At 54.9% G+C, this 25,703-nt stretch carries 22 protein-coding genes and 1 pseudogene; 14 read left to right on the forward strand and 9 right to left on the reverse strand.

Annotated elements, in window-relative coordinates; translation table 11 throughout:
* Positions 1 to 16: 16 nt before the first annotated feature.
* Both ASQ50_RS02525 and ASQ50_RS02530 read right to left on the reverse strand, forming a co-directional pair.
* A complete protein-coding gene (locus tag ASQ50_RS02525; RefSeq protein WP_058091115.1) occupies positions 17 to 790 on the reverse strand; it encodes an ABC transporter permease in 774 nt (257 codons plus the stop codon).
* Complete coding sequence (locus ASQ50_RS02530; protein WP_058091116.1) at positions 787 to 1,737, reverse strand: ABC transporter ATP-binding protein; 951 nt, start codon at positions 1,735 to 1,737, stop codon at positions 787 to 789. The genes ASQ50_RS02525 and ASQ50_RS02530 overlap by 4 nt, the downstream gene beginning before the upstream one ends.
* A 259-nt stretch (positions 1,738 to 1,996) precedes the next feature.
* Here ASQ50_RS02530 and ASQ50_RS02535 point away from each other — a divergent pair, with 259 nt between their 5' ends.
* Complete coding sequence (locus tag ASQ50_RS02535; protein ID WP_058091117.1) at positions 1,997 to 3,115, forward strand: hypothetical protein; 1,119 nt, start codon at positions 1,997 to 1,999, stop codon at positions 3,113 to 3,115.
* Here the strand turns inward: ASQ50_RS02535 and ASQ50_RS02540 are convergent.
* The 3 genes from ASQ50_RS02540 to ASQ50_RS02550 form a co-directional block, all read right to left on the reverse strand.
* Positions 3,105 to 4,412, reverse strand: a complete 1,308-nt coding sequence (locus ASQ50_RS02540; protein WP_058091118.1) for an HD-GYP domain-containing protein — start codon at positions 4,410 to 4,412, stop codon at positions 3,105 to 3,107. The two genes, ASQ50_RS02535 and ASQ50_RS02540, sit on opposite strands and share 11 nt — an antisense overlap.
* A 177-nt stretch (positions 4,413 to 4,589) precedes the next feature.
* On the reverse strand, positions 4,590 to 5,186 hold the full coding sequence (locus ASQ50_RS02545) for a hypothetical protein (protein ID WP_058091119.1): 597 nt from the start codon (positions 5,184 to 5,186) through the stop codon (positions 4,590 to 4,592).
* A gap of 73 nt (positions 5,187 to 5,259) precedes the next feature.
* Positions 5,260 to 5,538: a PilZ domain-containing protein gene (locus tag ASQ50_RS02550; RefSeq protein WP_058091120.1), complete on the reverse strand. Its 279-nt coding sequence runs from the start codon at positions 5,536 to 5,538 to the stop codon at positions 5,260 to 5,262.
* A gap of 180 nt (positions 5,539 to 5,718) precedes the next feature.
* On the opposite strand from ASQ50_RS02550, the gene ASQ50_RS02555 reads away from it, so the two are divergent.
* Together ASQ50_RS02555 and ASQ50_RS02560 are read left to right on the forward strand one after the other, a co-directional pair.
* Positions 5,719 to 6,732: a Fe(3+) ABC transporter substrate-binding protein gene (locus tag ASQ50_RS02555; protein ID WP_058091121.1), complete on the forward strand. Its 1,014-nt coding sequence runs from the start codon at positions 5,719 to 5,721 to the stop codon at positions 6,730 to 6,732.
* Positions 6,733 to 6,912: 180 nt separating this feature from the next.
* A complete protein-coding gene (locus ASQ50_RS02560; RefSeq protein WP_058091122.1) occupies positions 6,913 to 8,601 on the forward strand; it encodes an ABC transporter permease in 1,689 nt (562 codons plus the stop codon).
* Between the two features lie 87 nt (positions 8,602 to 8,688).
* On the opposite strand, the gene ASQ50_RS02565 is transcribed toward ASQ50_RS02560, so the two are convergent.
* Positions 8,689 to 10,356, reverse strand: a complete 1,668-nt coding sequence (locus tag ASQ50_RS02565) for an AMP-binding protein (RefSeq protein WP_058091123.1) — start codon at positions 10,354 to 10,356, stop codon at positions 8,689 to 8,691.
* Between the two features lie 253 nt (positions 10,357 to 10,609).
* On the opposite strand from ASQ50_RS02565, the gene ASQ50_RS02570 reads away from it, so the two are divergent.
* The 3 genes from ASQ50_RS02570 to ASQ50_RS02580 all read left to right on the forward strand — a co-directional run bounded on the left by ASQ50_RS02570 (position 10,610) and on the right by ASQ50_RS02580 (position 13,357).
* Positions 10,610 to 11,584: an ABC transporter substrate-binding protein gene (locus ASQ50_RS02570; RefSeq protein WP_058091124.1), complete on the forward strand. Its 975-nt coding sequence runs from the start codon at positions 10,610 to 10,612 to the stop codon at positions 11,582 to 11,584.
* A gap of 66 nt (positions 11,585 to 11,650) precedes the next feature.
* Complete coding sequence (locus ASQ50_RS02575; RefSeq protein ID WP_058091125.1) at positions 11,651 to 12,553, forward strand: ABC transporter permease; 903 nt, start codon at positions 11,651 to 11,653, stop codon at positions 12,551 to 12,553.
* A 9-nt stretch (positions 12,554 to 12,562) separates the two neighbouring features.
* Positions 12,563 to 13,357: an ABC transporter ATP-binding protein gene (locus ASQ50_RS02580; RefSeq protein WP_058091126.1), complete on the forward strand. Its 795-nt coding sequence runs from the start codon at positions 12,563 to 12,565 to the stop codon at positions 13,355 to 13,357.
* A gap of 63 nt (positions 13,358 to 13,420) precedes the next feature.
* Here ASQ50_RS02580 and ASQ50_RS21605 read toward each other — a convergent pair whose 3' ends face one another.
* Positions 13,421 to 13,549 carry a hypothetical protein gene (locus ASQ50_RS21605; RefSeq protein WP_264754030.1) on the reverse strand — a complete coding sequence of 43 codons (129 nt, stop codon included), beginning with the start codon at positions 13,547 to 13,549 and terminating at the stop codon, positions 13,421 to 13,423.
* Positions 13,550 to 14,004: 455 nt separating this feature from the next.
* Between ASQ50_RS21605 and ASQ50_RS02585 the strand changes: the two genes are divergently transcribed.
* The 3 genes from ASQ50_RS02585 to ASQ50_RS02595 all read left to right on the forward strand — a co-directional run bounded on the left by ASQ50_RS02585 (position 14,005) and on the right by ASQ50_RS02595 (position 17,726).
* Entirely contained in the window at positions 14,005 to 16,143 is a 2,139-nt protein-coding gene (locus ASQ50_RS02585; RefSeq protein WP_058091127.1) for an adenosylcobalamin-dependent ribonucleoside-diphosphate reductase, read from the forward strand.
* Between the two features lie 30 nt (positions 16,144 to 16,173).
* The gene (locus tag ASQ50_RS02590; RefSeq protein WP_058091128.1) at positions 16,174 to 16,872 is read left to right on the forward strand and encodes an NrdJb; all 699 of its coding nucleotides are present in this window, start codon (positions 16,174 to 16,176) and stop codon (positions 16,870 to 16,872) included.
* Positions 16,873 to 17,171: 299 nt separating this feature from the next.
* A complete protein-coding gene (locus ASQ50_RS02595; protein ID WP_058091129.1) occupies positions 17,172 to 17,726 on the forward strand; it encodes a hypothetical protein in 555 nt (184 codons plus the stop codon).
* 352 nt (positions 17,727 to 18,078) lie between these two features.
* Here ASQ50_RS02595 and ASQ50_RS02600 read toward each other — a convergent pair whose 3' ends face one another.
* Positions 18,079 to 19,104, reverse strand: coding sequence for an IS110 family transposase (locus ASQ50_RS02600; protein WP_058091130.1), 1,026 nt, complete (start codon positions 19,102 to 19,104; stop codon positions 18,079 to 18,081).
* 118 nt (positions 19,105 to 19,222) lie between these two features.
* Between ASQ50_RS02600 and ASQ50_RS02605 the strand changes: the two genes are divergently transcribed.
* The 5 genes and pseudogenes from ASQ50_RS02605 to ASQ50_RS20750 all read left to right on the forward strand — a co-directional run bounded on the left by ASQ50_RS02605 (position 19,223) and on the right by ASQ50_RS20750 (position 24,196).
* Positions 19,223 to 20,152, forward strand: coding sequence for a hypothetical protein (locus tag ASQ50_RS02605; protein WP_058091131.1), 930 nt, complete (start codon positions 19,223 to 19,225; stop codon positions 20,150 to 20,152).
* 1 nt (position 20,153) lies between these two features.
* Positions 20,154 to 20,648 carry a hypothetical protein gene (locus ASQ50_RS02610; protein ID WP_058091132.1) on the forward strand — a complete coding sequence of 165 codons (495 nt, stop codon included), beginning with the start codon at positions 20,154 to 20,156 and terminating at the stop codon, positions 20,646 to 20,648.
* A 28-nt stretch (positions 20,649 to 20,676) separates the two neighbouring features.
* A complete protein-coding gene (locus tag ASQ50_RS02615) occupies positions 20,677 to 21,630 on the forward strand; it encodes a hypothetical protein (protein WP_058091133.1) in 954 nt (317 codons plus the stop codon).
* 108 nt (positions 21,631 to 21,738) lie between these two features.
* Entirely contained in the window at positions 21,739 to 22,281 is a 543-nt protein-coding gene (locus ASQ50_RS02620; RefSeq protein WP_058091134.1) for a DinB family protein, read from the forward strand.
* Positions 22,282 to 22,809: 528 nt separating this feature from the next.
* Positions 22,810 to 24,196, forward strand: a pseudogene (locus ASQ50_RS20750) (IS5 family transposase).
* Between the two features lie 77 nt (positions 24,197 to 24,273).
* On the opposite strand, the gene ASQ50_RS02635 reads toward ASQ50_RS20750, so the two are convergent.
* Entirely contained in the window at positions 24,274 to 25,317 is a 1,044-nt protein-coding gene (locus ASQ50_RS02635; RefSeq protein WP_058091137.1) for an IS110 family transposase, read from the reverse strand.
* Positions 25,318 to 25,703: the final 386 nt, after the last annotated feature.

Consider the following 25,703-nt stretch of genomic DNA (forward strand, 5'->3'; position numbering starts at 1 on the left):
TTTTTCCTGAAACCTGTCAGTGGCGGATACCCTTGCCCCGGGCAAGCATACGCAGTGCAATGGTCGCCAAAAGGACAATGAAAACCAGAATCATACCAAGGGAGACGAACGGATTAACGTCTGAAACACCCAGTATGCCGAAGCGGAAACCATTCACCATATAGAGTATAGGGTTGGCCATCGACACGCCCTGCCAGAACCCCGGCAACATATCGATGCTGTAGAACACCCCACCAAGGTACGTCAGCGGTGTCAGCACAAACGTGGGCACAATGGAAATATCATCAAACTTGGTGGCCAGCATGGCATTGATAAAGCCCCCCAGGGAAAACAACGCCGATGTCAGGAATACCGTCATTACCACCATGGGCAGGCTGTGAATCGATAACCGGGTAAAAGCAAGAGACAGCAAGGTAACCACCAGGCCAATACTCAGCCCCCGGGCCATACCGCCCGCAACGTAACCGGCCAGGATAGTCCAGTTGGGAACCGGCGACACCAGAAGCTCCTCAATGCTGCGCTGAAACTTCATGGAAAAAAACGATGACACCACGTTGGCGTAGGAGTTGGTGATCACCGCCATCATGATCAGCCCCGGCACAATGAACTGCATATAGTCGAACCCGCCCATTTCACCAATGCGCGAGCCGATCAGGTTGCCGAAGATAATAAAATACAGCGTCATGGTGACCGCAGGCGGCAACAGAGTCTGGGGCCATATCCGGGTAAACCGGCGAATCTCCCGAAGTACAATGGTACAGAACGCGGTCCACAAAGCATGCAAGGTCACGCCGTCACCTCCGCCTGCCGGTTGGTCTCACGGGCGTTATCTTCCACCATGCGCACGAACAACTCTTCCAGCCGGTTGGCTTTGGTGCGCATGCTGATTACCTTGATGCCCTGCTTTTCCAGCTCAACAAAGAGGGCGTTCAGGCCCTGCCCTTTGGCCACCTCGGCCTCCAGTGCCCCGTCGTCGTTGAGTTCGCAAGAAAAGCCTTCGAGCTCCGGGGCGGCATCAACGGGCTGCTCGAGATCCAGCACGAATGTTTCCACACTCAGCTGTTTAAGCAGCTCGCGCTTGCTGGTGTGCCGGATAATCTCCCCGTGGTCAATGATCGCAATATTGCGGCAAAGCGCCTCGGCTTCTTCAAGATAATGAGTGGTCAGAATGATCGTGGTGCCCTGGCGGTTCATTTCTTCCAGGAACTGCCACATAGAACGGCGCAGTTCGATATCAACGCCGGCGGTGGGCTCATCGAGAATCAGCAGGCGTGGTTCATGCACCAGCGCACGGGCAATCATCAGCCGCCGCTTCATACCGCCAGACAGCATCCGCGACGGGGTGTCTCGCTTGTCCCACAAGCCCAGTTTCCGGAGGTACTTCTCCGCCGAGATCCTGGCCTGCTTGAGTGGAATGCCGTAGTAACCGGCCTGAGTGGTGACTATGTCGAAGACCTTTTCAAACTGGTTGAAATTGAACTCCTGTGGCACCACGCCAAGGTTCAGCTTCGCGGCGGACAGTTCGGTATCGATGTCATGGCCGAACACCTTCACCCGCCCACCGGATTTGTTCACCAACGAAGACACAATGCCCAGGGTGGTGGATTTTCCAGCACCATTCGGGCCCAAAAGTGCGAAAAAATCGCCTTCCTGTACCTGAAGATCAATCCCCTTAAGCGCCTGAAAGCCACTGCTGTAGCTTTTGACCAGCCCTTCAATTTCCAATGCGTAGGTCATAACCAAACCGTTATCTGAGAGGAACGTGTGCCGAAACCGGCAAATAGGTAGAGAGCTAGGTGATTGTGGCGATCTGACGAAAATCAAGGGGGGGGGGGTGAGCACAACCAGGCAGACCACCGGCAAACGCAGAAACTGCGACAGGTTTCCCGATATACCTCGGCCGCCCTCCCTATAATGCTGTTACAACAACTTACAAAAAGCCTGACACCCGGCACCGGATGCGCCAGGCCAACGCGAAGGGATTGTACGACACACTATGAGATTCGTTCACCTCACCCGCCTGCTCTTACCTTTTTCCGCTGCGTTTGTTCTGGCAGGTTGCCTGGACAGCGGTGGCAGTTCCGGCTCAGACGACACCAGTACCGGGCGTGTGCACTTTCTGGGGGTTAGTGGTCTCGATTACCAAACCGCCAGCCAGACCGGCACAACCGATGATCAGGGCCGGTTCCGCTACTATCCCGGCGAAACCCTGTCGTTCAACGTTGGCAATCTGCCCATTGTCTCTGACGTTCCGGCACGGGAATACGTAACCTTTCTCGAATTTCTGCCAGAGACCCGGGACGCCCTCAACACCCCCGGCGTAAATGACGAGGAACTTCGGGATCACACCATCAGCGAACAACAGCAGCTCAACAACATCACCCTGCTGAACATGACGCGGTTTCTGATGGCCCTGAACTGGACAGAGAATGTACCTGAAGGCTCAGGCATTGATATACGCACAAGAGTCGTCGACCAGTTAAACGCCGCCCTGGACAACCCGGACCTGCCCAAGGCCCTGAATTTTAACGTCAACCAGGCGGAGTTCACCGCAGAAGACTCACCCGCCAATCAACTACTGGCGCAGATCTGCTTCTACCCGGAGGACGACGAGCTTTGCTCCGCCCCACCCACAGACGACGACATCAACAACGCACCGCCACGGCCGGAAAACGACGACGACATTGATCCGGATACCGACTACCGGGAAGACCTGGAAAACCTGCGTAACCGGATTCTCCAGGCCGTACGGACCCTGGAAGATGCAGACAACGAACGGGCCAGAACCTATCTACGCCGGGAGCTGAATGCCATCACCCGGGAAATCGGGCGCCGCTATTACCTGGCAGACCATAAAGCCAACCATGCCGCCAGCGACACCGAAATCAAGACGGTTGCAATCCGAAAGATCGGTGGGGAGCCAGAACTAGCTCAGTTGGAGGCAATCAGCAAACGGGAGCAGGATGTCGTTGTCCACTCCTGGAGCTGGCAAGACGCAGACGTAGACTACTTTGTGGCCGGGCCCAGTGGCGGAGAATCGGAGCTGCTGATCAACTTCAGACCAGGCAACACCTACCGCTGGGTACGCAAACAATTGCGGGTTGTTATCGATTGATCAGACTGTTCAGCGACCACCGGAATTCGCCACCGGTAACATCGTAAAGGGCTGGGTCCAATCCCTCTGTTCCGTGGGGCAGGCAGTCCCTTACAGTCACCGCTTCAGAGGCCGGACGGGATTGGTTGAATTTCGCCAGATCAATAATCCTGGCGGTTTTCAGGGGCTGGCAATCCGGGCCTTGCATCACCATCACCCGGGGCCATAGACGACGCTCTGGCGAGTGGGAAACCACCACACCCCGCTGGCCGTCGGACAGCTCCACCAGTGAACCGGTCGGGTAGATACCAATGGCCTGAATAAAGGCCTCAACCAGGTCCTCCTGGAATTCGATATTGCGCATGTCGTACAGCAGGGAAACCGCTTTAGCGGGGGTCAAGGGCTGCTGATCATCACGGGGTGCCGTCATCGATTCAAAAAACTCAGCGATGCCAGCCACCTTGGCCAGCAGCGGAATACGGTCTCCACGGATCCCCTGCGGGAAACCGGAACCGTTGTGACGTTCCCGATGCCCCTGCACCACACTCATCACCGCACGTGACAAGCCGGCGTGTTCAAGCAGTTTCACGCCCCGGGTTACGTAGCTACGATACTCCGCGTATTCCTCCGGCCCGAGTTGATGCTCGCGCATCAGCAGGTCTTTCGGCAGCTCGGTCTTGCCCACCTGAGACAGCAAACAACCGGTGCCAAGATGGTTCAGCAGGCCCTCATTCAGACCAAGCTGACGACCACAGACCAACGCCCAAACGGCGGTATTGATCGCATGGCGATAGATGTAATCGTCATACTGACGGGTGCGGCTCAGCCACAACAACGCATCCGGCTGGCGGGCAACACTTGCCACCATTTTACGGGCCACCTCGGCAGCCGGCCGAAGATCCGGCATCTGGCCAGATTGGGCTGTCGCGAATGTCTCCTTAAGCGCTTTCTCGGCATCCGCTAGCAAACGGCGGGAAGCCTTTACTTCTCTCTTGAGCGTGGTGGCGGTCTGGTAGATGACTGGCTCACGAATACTCAACGGAGCCAGTTGCAGCTCCTCCCGGCCGTTGGTACGGCTGGTGGACGCCTTACGGAAGGATTTTCCGGTCTCTTTACTCAGGGCGGCAGAATCCCGGCTCTCAGCCACATCGACCATCACCCACTTGCAGTGGGAAACCAGCGCCCGAATGTCGTTCTGGGAGCGGATATAGAAGCCCTGAATGGGGAACGGGGTCTGATGCCACGGCCGATCCAGGTCAGACACGAACATGCCGACCTCCAGATCATGAACCGCGATTTTCTTCTGCTGGACTCCCACCGCACACCTCAGAAAACTGGATTATTGGATATCAACCAGTTTGCCACTCTGGTTAAAAGACACCATTACAGTTTGGTATCCAAACACCACAGAAAGGAAACAAAGAGTAACGCAAGTTATCAAACCGCAACGAAATGTAGCATCGTGAACGGCATCACAGGCTGAATGCCACACTCGTCAGTCTTCTTTACACTCACTTTCGTTGAACGATGGCAGGCGGGCGCTGAGCGTGCCCCTGGGAACTTTTCTGGCGTGAACGGTATAAGCAACCGGCGACGGACGCAGATAATCCATGTTTACCTCGTCATCACCCCGCTTAACCACTACAGATTCCGGCCGGCAGCTCACCAGCAGGCCGAAACTCGACCCTATATCGGCGACACCCTGCAGGGTCGCTCCCTGCTCAACCGCTACACACACATCCTTGCCCGTAGCCGGCTGGCCAGTGGCTGCGATTCGGTCTTTCCCAGGCTCACCACAGGCCCTGATACCCTCGGCACAGGCGCCGCTGTCACTGTGGTTCTGGTCAGTGATACGCCACACCCTTTCGCTGCACTGGGTTTCCAGCCGGATAGGCGTCGCCTTGTTGTTGGCCAGCCACCAGCCGGGGTATTCGGCACTTTGCCAGGACACCCTCACCTGGCGGGTTTCGCCTGCGGAGGTCTCGGCCGGGAACATCGCATAGTGTGTGTAGTAACTGGCGCAGCCGTTCAACACAAGCAATGAACACAACATCGCCACTAACCCGGAACGCCCTGAAAAAGCGAAAGTCATCAGTAAAGCCGTCCTTTCAAAACTCAGACTCGAAGGCTTCCATTATCGGGATTGGGCGGGGACATTCCACGGACTATTCATCATTCTGGTCAAACTGCAGACCAAAACCGTCGTTGGTCTGCCGCACCACCACCATATCGAGTGTAGGTGCCGGCACCGGCAAACCCTGCACCTGCACGGTTACCTTGTCGCCTAACTGCGGCGCAAAAGGCTCGTCGTTGAGTACGATGAATACGCCTCCGTCCGAGATATCCCGGGTTGAAAACACGAATTCACCAAACTGTTCGTGTACCACCTTAACTTTCGCACTCAAAGCGGTGCGGCTGTGCACTCTGCGATCGTTGTCTACCATACCCCGGGAACCCTGCTTTTGGCCTGTTTTTTATAGTGTTATCAAGCATAACACCATTTTTACACAAATATCCCTCCGGCGTTATTGACTCAAACCGTGATAGCAATGAGAATAGTTGTCGTTTTTAACTGCCTGTGAGTTTATCTATCAGGTGAGCCAGACAAAAGGAAGGAAAACACTATGCGAATGAAACTAGCCGCTGCCGTTGCCATCGCCCTGACCGCTACACCAATGGCTGCCACCGCCGATGGCGAAGTAAACATCTATTCCTACCGTCAGGCTTATCTGCTGGAGCCGCTGTTAAACGCCTTTACCGATGAAACCGGCATCAAGACCAACGTTGTCTTCGCCAAGCAGGGTCTGGCAGAACGTCTGGAACGTGAAGGCCGTAACAGCCCGGCCGACGTGGTTATGACGGTCGATATCTCCCGCATCAACGAGCTGGTTGAAAAAAACCTGGTCGCGGAAGTAGACAGCGACACCGTTAACAAGAACATTCCGGAAAACCTGAGTCACCCGGACGGCAAGTGGTTTGCCCTGACCACCCGTGGTCGCCTGATCTTCACCTCCAAAGACCGGGTTGAAGAAGGCGAGATCAGCACCTACGAAGACCTGACCGATGCAAAATGGAAAGGCCGTATCTGCACCCGTAGCGGCAAGCACCCGTACAACGTAGCGCTGGTGTCTTCCATGATCGCCCATCATGGCGAAGAAAAGGCTCAGGAGTGGCTGCAGGGCGTTAAAAACAACCTGGCACGCAAGCCTCAGGGCGGTGATCGTGACCAGATCAAAGCCATCGCAGAAGGCGTATGCGATGTTGCCCTGGGTAACAGCTATTACTACGGCAACATGCTGATGGACGAAAACCAGCGCCCGACCGCCGAGCAGGTCAACCTGGTGTTCCCGAACACCAATGATCGCGGCACCCACGTTAACATCAGTGGTATTTCACTTACCCAGAGCGCGCCGAACAAGGACAACGCCATCAGGCTGATCGAGTTCCTGTCCTCACCGAACGCACAGCGCATCTACGCCGAGGCCAACTCTGAGTACCCGGCAAACCCGGAAATCAAACCAACTGGCATGGTTGCTGAGTGGGGCGAAATGAAGCCGGACAGTCTGTCGCTGCAGGAAATCGCCAACAACCGCAACGCAGCCGTTCGACTGATTGACCGCGTCGACTACGACGGCTAACCGGAACGGCCGGCCAATTGGCGCCGACTCCGGGCGCTTATAAGAAAGGGTACCAACAGCACGCTGGTACCCTTTTTAGTGTCTTTTTCAGAGACAGAAATGACCCCCGTCATTGCAGTGAGCCCCCTCAGTATCTAAAATCGCAATTCTTCTCATCACCACTTTCATAACGGGACAAGCATGACCGAGGTCGTTTCCAGTGCCAATCCGGGGCTTTCGCAACCACTTCTGGCCAAACGCACCTCGAAACGATGGATGATCAGTGCCCTGATCACCACGGCCATTGTCGCTTTACCGGTCTTCTCTGTGCTTTACCTGGCCTTGTTCCCTGATGAGAACATCTGGCCACACCTGATGGAAACCACCCTCCCCCGCTACCTCACAACCACCATCAAACTGATGATTGGCGTGGGCATTCTCACATTGATCATCGGGCTTTCCACCGCCTGGGCGGTCACCATGTGCGAGTTCCCGGGGCGAAAATTCTTCGAGTGGGCCCTGCTGCTGCCCTTTGCGGTGCCGGCCTACGTGATTGCCTACGTTTATACCAGCCTGCTCGACTACGCTGGGCCGGTCCAGAAAGCCCTACGGGAATGGTTTGGCTGGCAAAGCGCCGCAGACTACTGGTTCCCGGAGATTCGCAGCCTGGAAGGGGCGGTCCTGATGATCGGCCTGGTGCTCTACCCTTACGTTTATCTCCTGGGCCGCGCCGCCTTCATGGAGCAATCGCCGTCACTGTTTGCGGTCAGCCGCAGTCTTGGCCATTCCGCCATCAGTACGTTTTTCCGGGTAGTATTGCCCATTGCCCGCCCTGCTATCGCGGTAGGTTTGTCACTGGTGTTGATGGAAACCCTGAACGACTTCGGCACCGTCGACTTCTTTGCCGTACAAACCCTCACCCTGGGCCTGTTCGATACCTGGATGAACCTGGGCAACCTGGGCGGAGCGGCCCAGATCGCCACCACCATGCTTATGTTCGTGGTGATCCTGGTTACCCTGGAGCGATACTCCCGCAGGCGCCAGCAACAATTTGCCGCCCGCGATAACCGCGACCCCATCCACCGCTTTACCATGTCTTTTCCGCGCCAGATGATTTGCCTGGCCGTATGCGCCGTCCCTCTGATCTTCGGTTTCATTATTCCGGGCGCCACCCTTGGCTACTACGCATGGGAATACTTCGATGAAAGCTGGAACCCGAACTTCATTCGCAACACCTTTAACAGCCTGTTCCTGTCTGGTACCGCAGCGCTGACCACCCTGCTGATTGGCGTTACCCTCGCCTACAGCCGCCGGCTGCACAATACCCGAGGCATGCAAGTGCTGATGCGCCTTTCCAGCCTGGGTTACGCCATGCCCGGCGCGGTGCTTGCGGTTGGTGTGATTATTCCTTTGGCCGGTTTCGACAACTGGTTCGATGGCCTGATGCGGGATTACTTTGGCTTCAGCACCGGCCTGCTGCTGAGCGGCACTGCGTTTGCCCTGGTGTTTGCCTACACGGTTCGCTTTTTGGCGGTTTCCGCTGGCAGTGTGGAAAGCGCCCTGCAAAAAATCACACCGAGCATGGACATGGCCTCGCGCTCGCTGGGTCACACACCCGGTAAAACCCTGGTGAAGGTGCATCTGCCCATGCTCAGGGGCACCCTGGTGACCGCGGCCCTGGTGGTGTTTGTAGACTGCATGAAGGAACTGCCCGCCACCCTGATACTGCGTCCATTCAACTACGAAACCCTGGCCACCTATGTGTACCAGTTTGCTTCGGATGAGAAGCTGTACCACAGCGCACTGCCCTCCCTGATCATCGTGCTGGCGGGCATCATTCCGATCATTCTGATGAGCCGGTCCATCTCCAATTCCAGAACCATGACCTGATTTCGGCGGGCTCCGTAGCGGATTCAGAAACAGGAAGGCCCGGCAATTTGCCGGGCCTTCCTGTTTACCGCGTAGAGCGTTCTGCCATTACTGCCAGATAACCGGCTGCTTCTTCGCGTACCAGCTATCCACTTTCTCCTGGTAAGCGTCTTCAACCACGTTACGCTTGAGTTTCAGCGTCGGGGTCAGGAAGCTGTTCTCGATGGACCACTCATCGCTGACCACAGTAATGAACGCCAGTTGCTCGTGGGGATCAACGGTCTTGTTCACGTCTTTGATCAGCTGAGTGAAGCTCTCTTCAATTTCCTTGCGGAAGCTTTCATCGGCCATCTTCGGGCGAATCTCCTCACCCAGCAGCACCAGGGCATGGGGCTGGGTCTGGTTGGCACCAGACACACATACCATCTCGATGGCGTCGTGCGACATCAGGCGATTCTCAATCGGCGCAGGGGCAATGTACTTGCCCTTGCTGGTTTTGAAGATCTCCTTGATGCGGCCGGTCAGCTTCAGGCGGCCCATCTCGTCGATCTCGCCCTTGTCGCCAGTCTTCAGGAAGCCATCTTCGGTGAAGGCTTCCTTGGTTTTCTCTTCATCTTTGTAGTAACCCATCATGGTGGCCGGGCTCTTCACCAGCACTTCGCCCTGCTCGCTGATTTTTACCTCAACACCTGGCAGCGCCTCGCCCACGTAACCGGTGCGGGTACGGCCCGGCTTGTTCATGTGCGAATAGGCGAAGTTCTCAGACATGCCGTAGCCTTCCAGCAGCTCCAGGCCCAGGTTGCGGTACCAGTCCAGCACATCGTTGGACAACGGCGCAGAGCCGGAGCCAGCCAGCTTGACCTTGTCGAGGCCAAGGCCTTTGAGGACTTTCTTCTTGATCAGCTTGTTGACCAGCGGAATCTTCAGCAACCGCTCCAGCTTCTCCTTGGGCACCTTCTGCAACACGCCGTGCTGGAACTTCACCCACAGGCGAGGCACAGACAGGAACAGCGTCGGCTGCGCCCGCTGCAGATCCTGAACAAAGGTATCCAGGGACTCAGCAAAGTACAGATGGAAGCCGGCATACAGAGAGCCCAACTCCACAAAGGTACGTTCGAACACGTGGGCCAGCGGCAGATAAGACAGCATGCGCTCCTCGGGGCCCACACCCAGAGTCTCAATGCCACCAGCAGCGGCAAACGCCATGTTTTCGAAGCTGAGCATTACACCCTTGGGCCGACCAGTACTGCCAGAGGTGTACACAATGGTTGCCAGCTCTTCCGGCTCACGGTGTACCTGGCCTTCCAGCGGCGGGTACTTGGCCACGATGTCGTCCCAGGTCTCGAAATCGTTGGGCGGGCTAAGAGGGTAGGAAATGCAACGCACGGAATCCGGAACGCCCGGTTTCATGCTGTCCCAGTCGTCCAGCTTGCCCACAAACAGAACCTCGCATTCGGCGTGGTTCAGGATGTAGTTGACGGTATCCGCATTCAGGGTCGGGTACAGGGGTACGGAAATATGGCCAGCCAACCAGATCGCCCAGTCAGTCATGATCCAGTGCGCGCAGTTCTTCGAAATAAGGCCAATACGGCTCTTTTCCGGCAGGTTAAGGGACTTCAGGTAGGATGCCATCCTGCGGGCTTCATCAATTGCCCGGCCCCAGGTGTATTCAACCACCTTGCCGTTGCCAATCGGCTGAGTCATGTAAGGGGAATCAGCTTTCGTGGCTTCCCAGTGGTACAGCATATCGAGGGGAAGTTTCTTTGTTGTGTCCATGGACCTTCCTAGTTTGTCTTTATAGTTGGGGGGGTATCGTATTATTAGACTTTCGTAGCCTATTTCAACACACCCCTGCACGTCAAAACGTGACAAAACCAAAATATCTGCATTTCAGACAAATGCGCAATAGCAACTGATAAAGTATCGCCCATCCCTACCCCGAAACCTGTATCCCTGTGGTAAACTTGCGCACTTTCATTTTTCCGCCCCGGCAAACGGGGAAATCAGTCACTGACTCGGAGATGGGCATATGGCCAAGAAGACCTTGCGCACCCTGATCGGCGCTTCGCTGCTGGCAGCAGCAAGTCTGGTTCAGGCTGAAGAAACCCGTGTAGTTGCCATCACGCAGATTGTTGAGCACCCGGCGCTGGATGCCGCTCATGAAGGCATTAAAGATGAACTGGCCGAGCGCGGCTACCGCGTGGGTGAAAACCTTCGCCTGATGCACGAAAGCGCCCAGGGCAACTCAGCGATTGCCTCCCAGATTGCCCGCAAGTTCGTGGGTGAAAGCCCGGACGTGATCGTTGCCATTGCTACCCCATCTGCCCAGACCGTGGCCGCCGCGGCCCGTAACATTCCGGTTGTGTTCTCAGCAGTAACTGACCCTGTGGCCGCCAAACTGGTGAAAAGCTGGGAAGCTCCCGGCGCCAACATCACCGGCGTAAGCGACATGCTGCCCATTGAACAGCACCTGGACATGCTCCAGCGCGTCATGCCGGATGCCAAGCGCATCGGCACCGTTTACAACCCCGGTGAAGCGAATGCCGCCGCGCTGATCGATCTGCTCGAAGAGCGCCTGGCGGCCCGCGACATGCAACTGGTTAAAGGTGCTGCCACCAAGACCTCTGAAGTGCTGGGTGCGGCCCGCTCGCTGGTCGGCAAGGTAGATGCCATCTACCTGACCACCGACAACACCGTGATCAGTGCTGCCGAAGCGGTCATTTCCGTTGGCGAGCGGTCCAAAATTCCGGTATTCGCGGCAGACACCGCCACTGTTGAGCGTGGTGCGGTTGCCGCTCTTGGTTTCAACTACTACAACCATGGCCGCCAGACCGGCGCCATGGTTGTGCGCATTCTGGAAGGTGCCAGCACCGCCGACATGCCCGTTGAAACCATGGAAGAGCTGGACCTTTACGTAAACCCGGCCGCCGGTGAGCGCATGGGTATTACCCTGTCCGAAGACCTCATCCAGGACGCAAAAGAAGTCGTCAAAAGCGACAAGTAACGCCTGACCAACACGGGCGGACCCCAAAAGGGCCCGCCCGTTTTCTTTCACGGTGATTAACTACCCATGCTCAGTGAAATCGCATTCTACGGTGCTCTTGAAACCGGCCTGATCTACGGCCTGGTTGCCTTTGGTATTTACCTCTCTTTCCGTGTTCTCGACTTCCCCGACCTGACAGTGGACGGCAGCTTCCCCCTGGGTGCCGCCGTAGCCGCCGTTCTGATCCTGGAAGGCTGGAACCCGTGGGTCGCCACCGGCTTCGCCGCGCTGGCAGGCATGGCGGCAGGTGCTGTGACAGCCATCCTGAACGTCAAACTCAACATCCTGAACCTGCTGGCCTCCATCCTGACCATGATTGCGCTGTACTCGGTAAACCTGCGCATCATGGGCCGGCCGAATATCGCATTGCTATCAGAAGAAACGGTGCTGACGCCCTGGTATTCCCTCGGCCTGGAGTTCCATCAGGTACCGGTGATTCTGTTCCTGATCGTTGTGGCGGTATCCCTGGTGCTGCTGTGGCGTTTCATGAAATCGGAGACCGGCCTGGCCATGCGCGCTACCGGTTCCAACGCCCGCATGGCGCGGGCACAGGGCATCGCCACTGGCGGTATGATTATCCTCGGCGTAGCCCTGTCTAACGGCCTGGTTGGCCTGGCCGGCGCCCTGTTCGCCCAGAGCCAGGGCGCCGCCGATGTCACCATGGGTGTGGGCGTGATTGTTATTGGCCTGGCGTCCCTGATTGGCGGCGAGGCGGTACTCACTCCGTCTACCGTTATGCGCGCCCTGCTGGCCTGCGTGATCGGCGCCATCATCTACCGTTTGGCCATTGCCTTCGCACTGAATGCAGACGTTCTTGGCCTGCAGGCCCAGGATCTGAACCTGATTACTGCGGTACTGGTTACCCTGGCGATTGTACTGCCTGGCGTTCGTACCAATCTCACTAACCGCTTCAGCCGCAACAAAGCCTGAGGAGACACTATGATCAGCGCTACCGATCTACGGCTCACCTTCGGCAAGGGTACGCCACTGGAAAACCCGGCGTTGCGGGGTATGAGCCTGACCGTTAACCAGGGTGAGTTTGTGACCGTTATCGGCAGTAACGGGGCCGGCAAATCCACCTTCCTGAACGCCCTCTCGGGCGAGGTGATGGTGGACAGCGGCCAGATTATTGTCGACAACCAGGACGTTACCCGCCTGCCCACCCACAAACGGGCGGCGCGAGTGGCAAGGGTGTTCCAGGACCCCCTGGCCGGCACCTGTGAGAACCTGTCCATCGAGGAAAACCTGGCACTGGCCATCAAGCGCGGCCAGCGCCGTGGCCTCACCACAGCGGTAAAAAGCAAGTACCTGCCACAGTTCCGGGACAGCCTCGCTACCTTGAAACTGGGCCTGGAAAACCGCCTGGGCGACAAAATGGGCCTGCTCTCCGGTGGTCAGCGCCAGGCCGTCAGCCTGCTGATGGCCAGCCTCACACCCTCCAGCATCCTGTTGCTGGACGAGCACACCGCAGCCCTGGACCCGAAAACCGCCAACTTTGTTCTGGAACTCACACAAAAGATCATTGAAGAACAGAAGCTGACCGCCCTGATGGTCACCCACAGCATGAAACAAGCGCTGGAAGTGGGAAGCCGCACAGTCATGCTGCACCAGGGGCAGGTGGTGTTCGACATTGCCGGTAAAGACCGGGAAGGCCTGGAAGTAAAAGATCTGCTTGGCCTGTTCGAGAAACAGCGCGGGCTGGCAGTGGACGACGACAGCCTGTTGCTGGGCTAAGCCATTTCCGCAATAGAAAACGGGGCCACGAAGGCCCCGTTTTCTATTGCACCGTTAAAGCCGTTAGTGGCCGTAAATGCGCATCGAGGTATTGGTAATCGCCAGGTCGTCAATGGCGAAATCCGCTAACAGCCTCAGGGTATCCGTGGCGGTATCCACCCGGATGGTGGCAGAGCCAATCAGCATGTCCATCTATCACAACAATTTTCACTGAACGCTTTTTAACCACAACATCTAGTGATTCCCCCGAAACCGCGCTGAACGCCCACACAACAGGCATTTTGCGCGTTGCAAGTATTCTTCCATTGATTTTCTTTGCACTCAAAGCTCATTCAATAGTTGCTCTCTTATTCACAGACCACTATATCCTGTTATACTCCACGAACAAGAAGCCCATATATAGGGCAAATAACAATCACACAGCCCGCCGCGCGGGCGCCGGGAAAGCCGGCAAAAGCAACTCCGACAGCAAGATAACGGCAATCCACCGGCTCTGAACAGGCGGCACCTTCCGCCAGGTAAATACCACATCTAGTGTTTTTGACCCAAAAACAGGCCGGCAGTAAGAACGCAACACCATTAAAAAAGGGGCATGGCGCCGGCGACGGCACCATCAAAACGAGACATACTGGAAACCGAGGGTGGCAATGAACGCTAAGGCACAGGCAGTGATCACAACGATTCCCATGCAGGAAGCGTCGCTTGATATCTGGCACAGCAAGTACCAGCTGAAGACCAAGACAGGCGAAGCGGTCGACAAAGACATCAACGCAACTTACGAGCGCGTTGCCAAGGCCTTGTCGGAAGTGGAGAACAAGAATGTACGCAACAAGTACATGAAGGAGTTTCTCTGGGCCCTGCAGAACGGTGCCATTCCGGCTGGCCGGATCACCTCCAACGCCGGTGCGGAAGCTCACAAGCCTGCCACCTCCACCATCAACTGCACGGTATCCGGCAGTATCCAGGATTCGATGAACGACATCCTGGAGAAAAACCACGAAGCGGGCCTTACCCTCAAGGCCGGTTGTGGTATCGGTTATGAGTTCTCAACCCTGCGCCCCCGCGGTGCCTACGTCGCCGGCGCCGGCGCCACCACTTCCGGCCCGCTGTCGTTCATGGATATCTTCGACCGCATGTGCTTCACCGTATCGTCTGCCGGTGGCCGCCGCGGTGCCCAGATGGCCACCTTCGATGTACACCACCCCGACGTCATCGAATTCATCCAGGCCAAGCGTGAAGACGGCCGCCTGCGCCAGTTCAACCTGTCTCTGCTGATCACCGAAGACTTCATCGAAGCCGTACGCAACGGCGACGACTGGCACCTCTCCTTCCCCGTCACCAAGAAGGAAGTGGAAGACGAAGGCCTGGACCTGAACAACGCCGAGCAGTTCCTGTACCGCGATTTCCCGGTTCAGGACGGCTACGTGGTAAACGAAGAAGGCAAAGTGGCCTGCCGCATCTACAAGACGGTGAAAGCCCAGTTCATCTGGGACACCATCATGACCAGCACCTACGACTACGCCGAGCCAGGCTTCATCCTGATCGACAAAGTTAACCAGATGAACAACAACTGGTTCTGCGAAGACATCCGCGCCACCAACCCCTGTGGTGAACAGCCCCTGCCCCCATACGGCAGCTGCCTGCTGGGCTCCGTGAACCTGACCAAGTTTGTGGACTACCCGTTCACCGACAAAGCCAGCTTCAACTACGAGAAGTACCGCAAGGTAGTGGGCATCTTCACCCGCATGCTGGATAACGTGGTGGAAATCAACGGCCTGCCGCTGGCCGAGCAGCGCCATGAAATCACCTACAAGCGCCGCCACGGCATGGGCATCCTGGGCCTGGGTTCTACCCTCGCCATGCTGCGCATGCCCTACGGCTCTGACGATTCCGTGCAGTTCACCGAAGACGTGGTACGGGAAATGGCCGTGGAAGGCTGGCGCCAGTCTCTGGCCCTGGCTGAAGAGAAAGGCCCGGCGCCCATCATGGAAGACGAGTTTGAAATCACGCCCAAGATGATGAACAAGTGCCCGGACCTGGCCAAAGACGGGTACAAAGTGGGCGACATCCTCAAAGGCAAGCTGCTGCACGCCAAGTACAGCCGCTACATGCAGCAGATTGGCCACGTTGAGCCGGAACTGGTGAAAAAGCTGGCCGAGAAAGGTGGCCGTTTTACCCACCACACCTCCATCGCGCCTACTGGCACCATCAGCCTGTCGCTGGCCAACAACGCCAGTAACGGCATTGAGCCAAGCTTCTCGCACCATTACGCCCGGAACATCATCCGTGAAGGCCGTAAAACCAAAGAGAAAGTGGACGTATTCAGCTTCGAGCTGCTGGCCTACCGCCATCTGGTCAATCCCGGCGCTATGCCCTTCTCCGAAGACGAAGACAAAAAGCTGCCCAGTTACTTCACCACCTCCGATGATGTAACCCCCACGCAGCACGTGGATATTCAGGCAGCGGCACAGAAATGGGTAGATTCCTCCATTTCCAAAACCGCCAACGTGCCCACAGACTTCGCGTACCAGGACTTCAAAGGCATTTACCTGTACGCCTACGACAAGGGCCTGAAAGGCTGCACCACCTTCCGCTTCAACCCGGAAGCCTTCCAGGGCGTACTGGTTAAAGAGAAAGACCTTGAAAACACCCTGTACGAATTCACCCTGGACGATGGCAGCAAAGTGACCCTCAAGGGCAACGAACAGGTAGAGTACGACGGCGAAACCCACACCGCCGCCAACTTGTTTGATGCGCTTAAAGAAGGCACTTACGGAAAATATTGATCCCGGGAACCGACAGACAGGACAACGAACATGACAGTGAAAATCAGCAACAAGATTGTCGGCTACCGAGTCAAGAAAGCCGACACGGAAACCCCGAACGAGCATCAGGCACCGGTGATAGCTGAAACCAAGCCGGTGGAGATGAACGAAAACATCGAACGGCCGGATTTCTTGCTGGGCACCACCTACAAGATCAAACCGCCGGTGGCTGAGCACGCGATGTACATTACCATCAATGACATCCTGCTGAACGAAGACACCGACCACGAAAGCCGGCAGCCGTATGAAGTGTTCATCAATTCCAAATCCATGGAACACTTCCAGTGGGTTATCGCCCTCACCCGCGTAATCTCGGCGGTATTCCGCAAAGGCGGCGACGTAACCTTCCTGGTGGAAGAGCTGCGCAGCGTGTACGACCCCAACGGCGGCTACTTCAAGAAAGGCGGCGTGTTCATGCCATCACTGGTTGCCGAAATCGGCGCCGTGATCGAGAAACACCTGAAGGCCATCGGCCTGCTGGAAAGCGACGAGCTGAGTGAAACCACCAAGCGCATCCTCGCCGAGAAACGCGCCGAGTTCGAAGCCAGCCAGAACAAAGCCACCAACGACGACAGCGGCAGCGACTACCCCGCCAACGCCACCATGTGCGGCAAGTGCAGCACCAAAGCGGTGATTGTGATGGACGGATGCGCCACCTGCCTGTCTTGCGGCGACAGCAAGTGCGGTTGAGGTGATTGACCGCTGAGTGATGAAAAGGCCTGGTTGCGGAAGCTGCCAGGCCTTTTTGTTGGTTGGCAGATTTTTTAGCGCGTTGTAATTGGCGAAAATGCGACTGCGTTGATATTGCTAAGCGGGATCTGGCTTGCTTCTTTTTGGGGCTTGTAGTTATATGATCTTACGGTATTTTTGGAGCGCCGTTGGCCAGCAAGCTTTATTTTCGGTGCGTGATGATAATGAAGCGGTCAGATAATCGCAATAATGAAGACTGCTATCCAATACGCTGTTAGCTTTGAATCTAGGGAGCGGAAATGTCTGTCAATGACGACAAAATTATCTATCTCGACTTGGAGTTTGTCTCGAGAAAGTACGAGCAAAAAATTGGCGGTGATCCGGCTGCAACTATCACCAAGCAGCAAGGCGGAAACGCCGGAATTAACGCCTTATTTGCTCACGCGGGTGTTACGACCCAGGAATCGCGTACTTTTTCAGTCACCTCGCGACAGATGTTCCAGTCTATTTGGAACCAGTTGATAGATGAATACGATAACTTCTCAGAGTTTGAAAACTACTCAGGTACCAAGGTTTTATGGCTGGAAGGAGAGCTAACTCTCGGCGAATGGAAGAGCTCTGGTAGCAAAGAGGCCGGATACCAGTTCTATCAACTTAATCATAATGGCGAGCGTACGGCTTTTGTAGCTAACCAAAGCTATTTGGCCCCGGGGTTTTCTGAGATATTCGGTGCGTCTTCGGCCTTAAAGGGAAATATTGGTATTCCAGTGAAATGCCTGGCCCGAGTGATGTGGCACGTAGATGATGCAAAAAATTACGTAGCCTGTCCGTATGTTATTGTCGAACAAAGCTAACAAAACGCATCAGTACGCGGCCGATGGCCGCCGGACGCCCTTTACGTGGCTCCTTCGTCGCCACTCCAAGGTCGCCGCTGTGCTTCGGCTACATGGACTCCCCCTGCGGTCAAGCAACGCCATTTGATTCCGAAGCGGTTTGAGACTGCAGCTCTACATTCGGCCTCTGTGTGGGCGTTTCAGCCCGGGCCAGGATGATGATGCGTGTGAGTGATGACCTCATTCGTTAGTCGGCTTGTATCAGCCGCAAAGCACAACAGGTTCAATCACTCTCGGTCTGACCGTTCCGTCATCGCTTGCCGTTGCAAGACTCGGCTGGCAGGCGTGTTCTGCCTGTCGTTGTTGCCCGTTATCAGCCCTCTGCAGGCTGTGTTTTAAACTCAGTTTGGTTCATCAACAGTGCCCAGATAATCCGGGCATTCTTGGCGGCCAATGCCACGGCGGCTCGTTTGTAGCCGCGGCGTTCCACCAACCCTTTGGCCCACTCGCTGAGTTGATCGTGTTTGTCGTCGAGTTTGGCAATCACCGCTCGAGTGCCGTGGATTAATAGTGTTCGCAGGTACTTGTCCCCGCGCTTGGTGATTCTACCCAGCCGGGGCTTGCCTCCGGTCGAGTACTGCCTGGGCACGAGCCCGAGCCAGGCGGCAAAGTGTCGTCCGCTTTTGAACTGTCTGGGATCCGGCGCACTGGCCAATATCGCAGTGGCTGTTTGTGGGCCGATGCCGGGAATGGCCATCAACCGTTTGGCCTGCTCGTCGCGCCGGGCCATGGCTTCGATTTCCCGGTCATAGGCCAGGATCTCTTCATCGAGCTGGAGAATGCGCTGGTTGATGTTGTTGAGTAAACGCCGGGCCAGCATGGGTAAACCGTTTTCGGCATCTTCCAGGATTTCGGGAATCCGGTGTCGGGCATGATAGCGCCCCTGGGGGATGATCAGTCCGAACTCGGCTAACAGCCCGCGAATCTGATTGATCTGGGCTGTGCGCTCTTTGGTTAACCCACGGCGAATGCGGTGAAGGCACAGTACCGCTTGTTGGTCCTCAGTCTTAACTGGAACAAAGCGCATATTGGGCCGGCTGACGGCTTCGCAGATGGCCTCGGCATCGTTGTCGTCGTTCTTGCTGCTCTTGCGATACGGAGCGACAAAGCGGGGCGCAATGATCCGGGCATCGTGGCCGAGTTTGGTTAACTCCCGAGCCCAGTAATGGGCACCGGAACAGGCTTCCATGCCGATCAGGCACGGCGGCAGTTGTGCGAAGAACGCCAACAGTTTGGGGCGATTGAGCCGTTTGCGAACCACGACCTTGCCGTGTTGATTGGTGCCATGAATACTGAACACAGTTTTCGCCAGATCGATGCCAATGGTTGTAACATTCATGATGACTCCTCCTGCTTCGGATTGAAGATGTCAGACACCTTCAATGTGGCACATGACTGATGCCGTGGGAGCAGGGGGAGTCCATATCATTCGTTATATTTAAAAGGATCTCATGCTTATGGATCAAGAACGACCCTTCGTAGTTCTCAGATACTTTCTGATTGAAGAGGACCAGCGCTCGATTAATCCTAAGCCATTGCCAGCGGTAAAAGGTGCGGCCGTTCTTGACGCCCTTGTTCCAGAACGGGACTGGATCAAGAATGGAGTCAAATATAGCTTTGTTGGTTTTGCCCCTGTTAACCCAAGCCGCAACGAAACCTTCCCCGAAAATCGTTTCTTTGTCGGTAAGATCGCAAAATTGCGCAAAGCTCACGTAGGCGAGAAAGTGCCTGGAGACATAATTGAGCATGAGGAAGATGATTGGATTCCGCTTGTAGCGGTATTCGATTCTGTGAGTCAGACTGTTTTCGTCCAGAAGGATTGGCGGTTTGGGACCCCATCTCAAATATGTACGGCTATTGAGGCCGGTCTGCGTGAACCGACTCTTGCAGTTTATAACCATAGAGTTTTTGTGGAGCCCAAACCTACGGAAGGTAAATTCTGGGAAATCGTAGGCACTCACAATAAACTATATAATTTAGAGCTTCGACTAATATCGCCCAATATATTGCAGACGAACGTCAAGGCAAGAGAGGCTTTAGCGGCATTAAAAGACCTGTTCGGTCAGGATGAAATTATCTTAAAAATGAAAAACGATTCAGGTTCTTTAGAAGTACCAAAAGAGCCTACGTCAGATTACATTGAATATATAGAAGAGGGCGAAGGGACGTGGAGAGTGACCACTGAGGGAGATCACGGGGGCAAAAAATCTCACAGTAGCGCTGATACTGCAGAAACCATAGAGTTAGAGGTGCCGACACACAATGGCGATGAGGAGGAGGGCCAGCTAGATCTTGAGACCGGCGAGCCCTCCTCAACTCGCGGCGAAAGAGATAAGCGAATGGTGGAGAGGGTATTTCGCTACATAGCCGGTAAATTTGGCACATGATATGCTCAAGCTGATTATTGCTTTTCTAATATCTAGCGGGCTATCCTTTGTCGCACTTTACTTTTCGTGTGGCATGGCTACCCCTGTATTTGAAAATACTCTTTCTGCCTTTGTGACTATTGCAATATTGTTTGGCGCCCTTTCCTTTGCTTTATATAATTATCTTGACGGCATAACTAAGGATATCCCAAAAGAACTTTCAAAAAATAAGCCAAATAAGTATAAGCATGCATTAAAGGCCTTGAGCGATCTGAAGCGTGAAGTTATCTATAATATAGCATTGATAATATTGCTGCTTCTCTTGGAAAGAACGCTTTTTGGCATTAGCGAAGTTATCTATGGCGCGAGCTCAAGTCTCCCAATATGGGTAGGTTGGGCAATCATTTCGGCAAGGGTTTCTTGTCTGGTTGTTGGAATATATGCAGCGATAGTCCAATTTCGAGGCTTCCTCACGGCGAACGATCTAAGAACCATCCTTATGGAAAACGGTGACTAATTGCTGTGATATTTGGAGGAGTTGAACGTTGTCTTTAGATGTAGCCTATAGCATTGAAGCTCGGGATTACCTTGATCCTGATAGAGCATATGATCTTTATTGGTCTGGAAATATAACCGACAAGAAAAAATTCATATGCCCAGGCACTGGCTGCATGGCCCAAGTTACGTGCGCTAACTTGGATGAAGACATTCAAGATATGAAAGTGGTACCTCATTTTAGGGTTTATGGGGATCACTCAAGAGACTGTGAGATAAGCAAAAATATACCACTGAACCTCCACTATGAAGACGGCACTCCGGTGAAGGAGGAGCGTCTTAGCGTTGACCAGTCCATCGTTGACGTTTTTGAGCTTGATCGCCCTGAATCCTATTACGACGAGCCACGAGAAAGTGATTCGCCAAAGGCACAAGGCGCTAATAAGCCAAAATGTGCAAGGAAAACGAAGGAAACGAGGCTTCGGGAAAATGGCAGTATTGGCACAGTGTACTCTGTGCGTTCAGTCGTCAGCAGATATATACGTTATAAGAAAGATGGTTCTATAAAGTTCCGAAGAATAAATATTTCAGGTAAGGATGTTTACTACAGCAGTATATTCAAATGTATTTGGGAGCAAGACCTGGATGACCTTCCAGATTTTCCGGTCATATACTACGGTTGGGCGTTCGTTAATAGGCTTCCATCTGATCGCGGCTACCAGATAAAATTTAAGAAAAAACTAAAGCAAAGGGATGATGAACTTACGACCACTGTAATGATTGCTGATAGCACCATAGATAATTATAAGATAAAAAAGCTAATGGCAACTAGGCTGGAGAAGATTTATCAAAAAGACACACCCACTGCCTTTGTTTTTATATACGCTCAACCTGAAGTAAATACCTCAAAATCTGACATAAAGTATGCCAACTTTAGCTTGAAAAACTTGGATATGATTGATGTTAACTATGAGTGTCCGCTACCAAAAGAATATAACAAATAGTTCCAGTATGTTCCGGGCCTGGCGGCCCTCCACCGGACGCCCTTTTCTCCGCTTCGCTGCAAAAAGGTCGCCGCTGAACAAAAGCGTTATACATGAGAGGGAACTCAGGTGAGCCTGAAAGATCACTTTGAATTGTTGTCCATTTACAATCAATGGATGAATTCCAAAATTTACGAGTCTGCAAGTTCGCTCCCTGCAACAGACTTAACTCAGGATCGCGGAGCTTTTTTCGGCTCTATTCTTGGAACTCTGAATCACATCGTCGTTGGTGACACCATCTGGCTGAAGCGGTTTGCTACCCATCCATCCTGCGAGGGTTCCTTGCAGGAGGTCGCCAACCTTCCAAATCCGACAAGCCTAAGCCAGATAGTATTTGAGGATATTAGTCGCTTATCTGAACATCGGGCTTGGCTTGACCGACAAATTACCAGCTGGGTAGCCGGGCTAACCGAAGGCGATCTGGATTTCATTCTCAGCTATCACAACACCAAAGGGGTTCCGGCCAACAAGCGATATTCGAGCCTTGTTCTTCATTTTTTTAACCATCAGACTCACCATCGAGGGCAAGTTTCTGCTTTGCTATCACAGGCAGGCGCGGACGTTGGGGTTACCGACCTATTGACTCTGATTCCGGAGGAAACTCATGTATAACACATATGAGCCTTCTCTGAGTCAACAGGCAATAGTATTTTTTTGGCCGCGCCAGCGGCCAACCTAAACCCATGAGCGAGAACGCCTGCTTCGTCAGTCTCGCGGAGCTGTCAGGCACTTACAGCAAACACATATAGGGGCTCTCTTACGTGGCTTTAGACCACAGCCTGACCGGTTGTTCCATCGGTGGGTCAGGGGCACCAGACATTCATCGGTTAACCGGCCACTGGCACTATTCAAGGATCTGGCTGCGTAGCTCCAGTTAGCGTCAGGCTCAGGGCCGGTGTAAGCGCACTGGCTCATAGCATTAAGGCACGCCCACGGGGCGGCTAATCAAGGCGACTGGCTTCAACGACGGTGATAGAAAGCCGGTTCGGTATCAGGTACCAGTCAGCAGACACCCGGCTTTTAGTTAGTCGGCCCTGCAAAAGATAAAAACACCAATGATGCCAGCAGGTTGGCCTGATTTCAGGGTATAATTTCCACCACAAATCTCCCCGTTTCGCCCAAAAACCGGAAGAAAAGCCCATGATCCCACGGGATAAACGCCAAGCACCGCAGCGAGACCTGCTGGAAACCTACCTCGAAGACATCCTCAACCCCCGGCACGAACTGGTGCAGATGGGCAAGCGGATCGACTGGACGGCTTGCGAGCAGCATTTTGGTCAGCTGTACGCGGTGGAGGCCGGGCGTCCTGGGCTTCCCATCCGCTTGCACGTGGGCTTGCAGCTTCTCAAGCACATGTACGCTTTGTCCGACCGGGATATTCTGGATCGCTGGGTGGAAAACCCCTACTGGCAACAGTTCTGCGGCGAAGTGATCTTCCAGCACCGGTTCCCGATGGACGAAACCACCATGATGCGGTTCCGCCACCGCATTGGCGAAGACGGAGCCCGTGAACTTCTGACAATGAGCATCGCCCTGGGCCAGGATACCGGTGTCATCGCTCCGGAAAGCCTGAAAGTCGCAGTGATCGACACCACGGTCATGCCCAAGGCCATTGCCTACCCCAGTGACGCCCGGTTGGCGGGCCGCTGCCACCGGCAACTGGTGGCGCTCGCTGGCCAAGGACGAAGGCATCAAATTCCGCCAGACCTTCTGCAAGCGGCTGCCGGGAATGATCTGGCAAGTGGGCCGCTATGCCCATGCCCGCCAGTTCAAGCGGATGCACCGGGTGCTGCGCCAGATGCACTGGAATCTGGCCAAAGTCTGCAACGCCATCGTTGAACAGCGTCCGATGGAGCAGCGCTCCGAGCGCCTGAACCACAAGCTCCACCAGGCACTTCAACTGCTGAATCAGTATGGCGACCGCACCGTCAAACCCCGGCTTTACAGTCTGCACGAACCAGAGGTGGTGTGTATTGCCAAGGGCAAGGCCCGTACCCGGTATGAGTTCGGCGCCAAGGTCAGCGTGGTGACCACCGCCAAAGAGGGCTTTGTGCTGGATTGCCAGGCCCTGACCGGCAACCCCTACGATGGCCACACCGTCGACACGGCGCTCAAACGGGTCCTTCTGCACACCAGCAAGATGCCGGAGCATCTGCTGGCCGACCGGGGGTACCGTGGCAGTGAGAGCACATTTCTCGCGAAAATTCATATCACCGGCAAGCGGCGAGGGCGCGGCAAGGCCCACCCTGACCAACAACACCGACGAAATAGTATCGAGCCGATCATCGGCCACCTGAAAAGCGATGGCCTGATGTTCCGGAGCTTCCTCAGAGGATTCCAGGGCGACAAGATACACGCGGTACTGTGCGGCGTGGGCCTGAACCTGAGGAAGGTTCTGAGGAAGCTCGCCGAGCTTCTTTGGCCTTATGAAAATGGACGGTATTTGCGGATGATTTTGGCTGTTTTATGGTCAATTCCGACATTACCGGATGAATCAACAGAGACCGGTGAATTGCTGGTTATCTGAAAACGGCGTTTTTGCAGGGGCGACTAGTTATCATCCTGTTTGATCCAGTTAGACGTCATGCTCACCCCGTGGCGTGACTAACCCTTTAGGAATCGTTGTTCATCGAACACCCTCTGATGCTTGAGCATGAAGTAGGCGGCCCGGCCGAGCTTGTGGGCCAGCGCGGACAGCGCCTTGGGTTTGTTCATGCGTTTCTGGAGTTTCTGCAGGTAGCGCTGGGCTTTGTCATTGCCCCGCAGGTACAGCACCGCTGCTTCTGAGAAGGCCCACTTCAGGTGGGCGTTGCCGATCTTGTTGCCCTGAGTGCCGTAGACTTTGCCAGCAGATTCGGCTTTGCACTTGATGAGCCGAGCGTAAGAAGCAAATTTCTGCACCGTCTCAAATCGCTGGATGTCGCCGATTTCGTAGAGCATCGTCAGGGCTAGAATGCGGCCTACGCCAGGAATGGTTCGCAATACACTCAGGGAGGTAGGGTCGTGTTGCTTGGCCTGCCGTTCGAGGTGTTCTCCCAGCTTGCTGAGTTCCCGGTGATAGCACTCGATGATGGCCAGGTCGAGATCGATGTTGTGTTGGACATCCCGGTCGGCAAACGTCGCCCGGACTTGCTCCCGGGCCCCGACGTTCTTTAGATTTACCTTATTGGGCGGCAGGTTGTATTGGCTGGTGGTGTTGACCACATGGGCCTTGAGCATGGCCCCGTGCTGGACGATGCGGGTGCGTCTGCGAAGCAAGTCCCGGGTTGCTCGCATCTCCTTGGGATACACGTAGGCCAGCGGGAAGTTGCCGCCCTTCATGAGCATGGCGATTTTGAAGGAATCGATGCGGTCATTCTTAGTTTTACCGCCGTGAATGGCCTTCATATACAGGGCGTGGCCCAGGATAAAGTGGATGCCGTGTTCTTCACACAGATCCGAGATCCAGTACCAGCAGTGCATGCATTCAACACCAACCACAAGGTCATCTCGAAAGGGTTCGAGCAGTGTCAGTAGCGGTTCCGGTCTGGCCTTGATCTCTTTGTGCAACAGCACCTCGCCTTGCTGGTCGAGGATGCAAACGTACAGGCTGCGGGCGTGCAGGTCGATTCCACAATAGTGACGGTGAGTGCTATGGTAAAAGTTCATGAGTCTTCTCCCTTGTAGTGCTTGGTCGCCTTCCAGCTTAGCGGGTAACCGCCGGGCTGGGGAGAAGGCTCAATCAGTATCAAGGGCATCCAGCCGACACTGCATTGGCGGTGCGGCTGATGCCTGGCGTTAGGGCCCGTCAGTAAGGATTACTATGATAAAAAACGACATAACCTATGAGCGTCCCGAATTAGATGCAGAGTATGACTATGTAGGGATTGTGGATGGCCTTAGCCCGGATTTCTCATAGGTCCCCGGCAAGTCTCGCAGACTGTGCAGGTTACCGCCATTACCGCTCATTTGCGGCCGAGATTGACTAATAACCGATCAATTTCTGTTGTCCGGACACACGACCCCCTTTCCCCCATTGCATCGGGCCGGGGGAG

The organism is Marinobacter sp. LQ44, from assembly GCF_001447155.2.
GTDB lineage: Bacteria > Pseudomonadota > Gammaproteobacteria > Pseudomonadales > Oleiphilaceae > Marinobacter.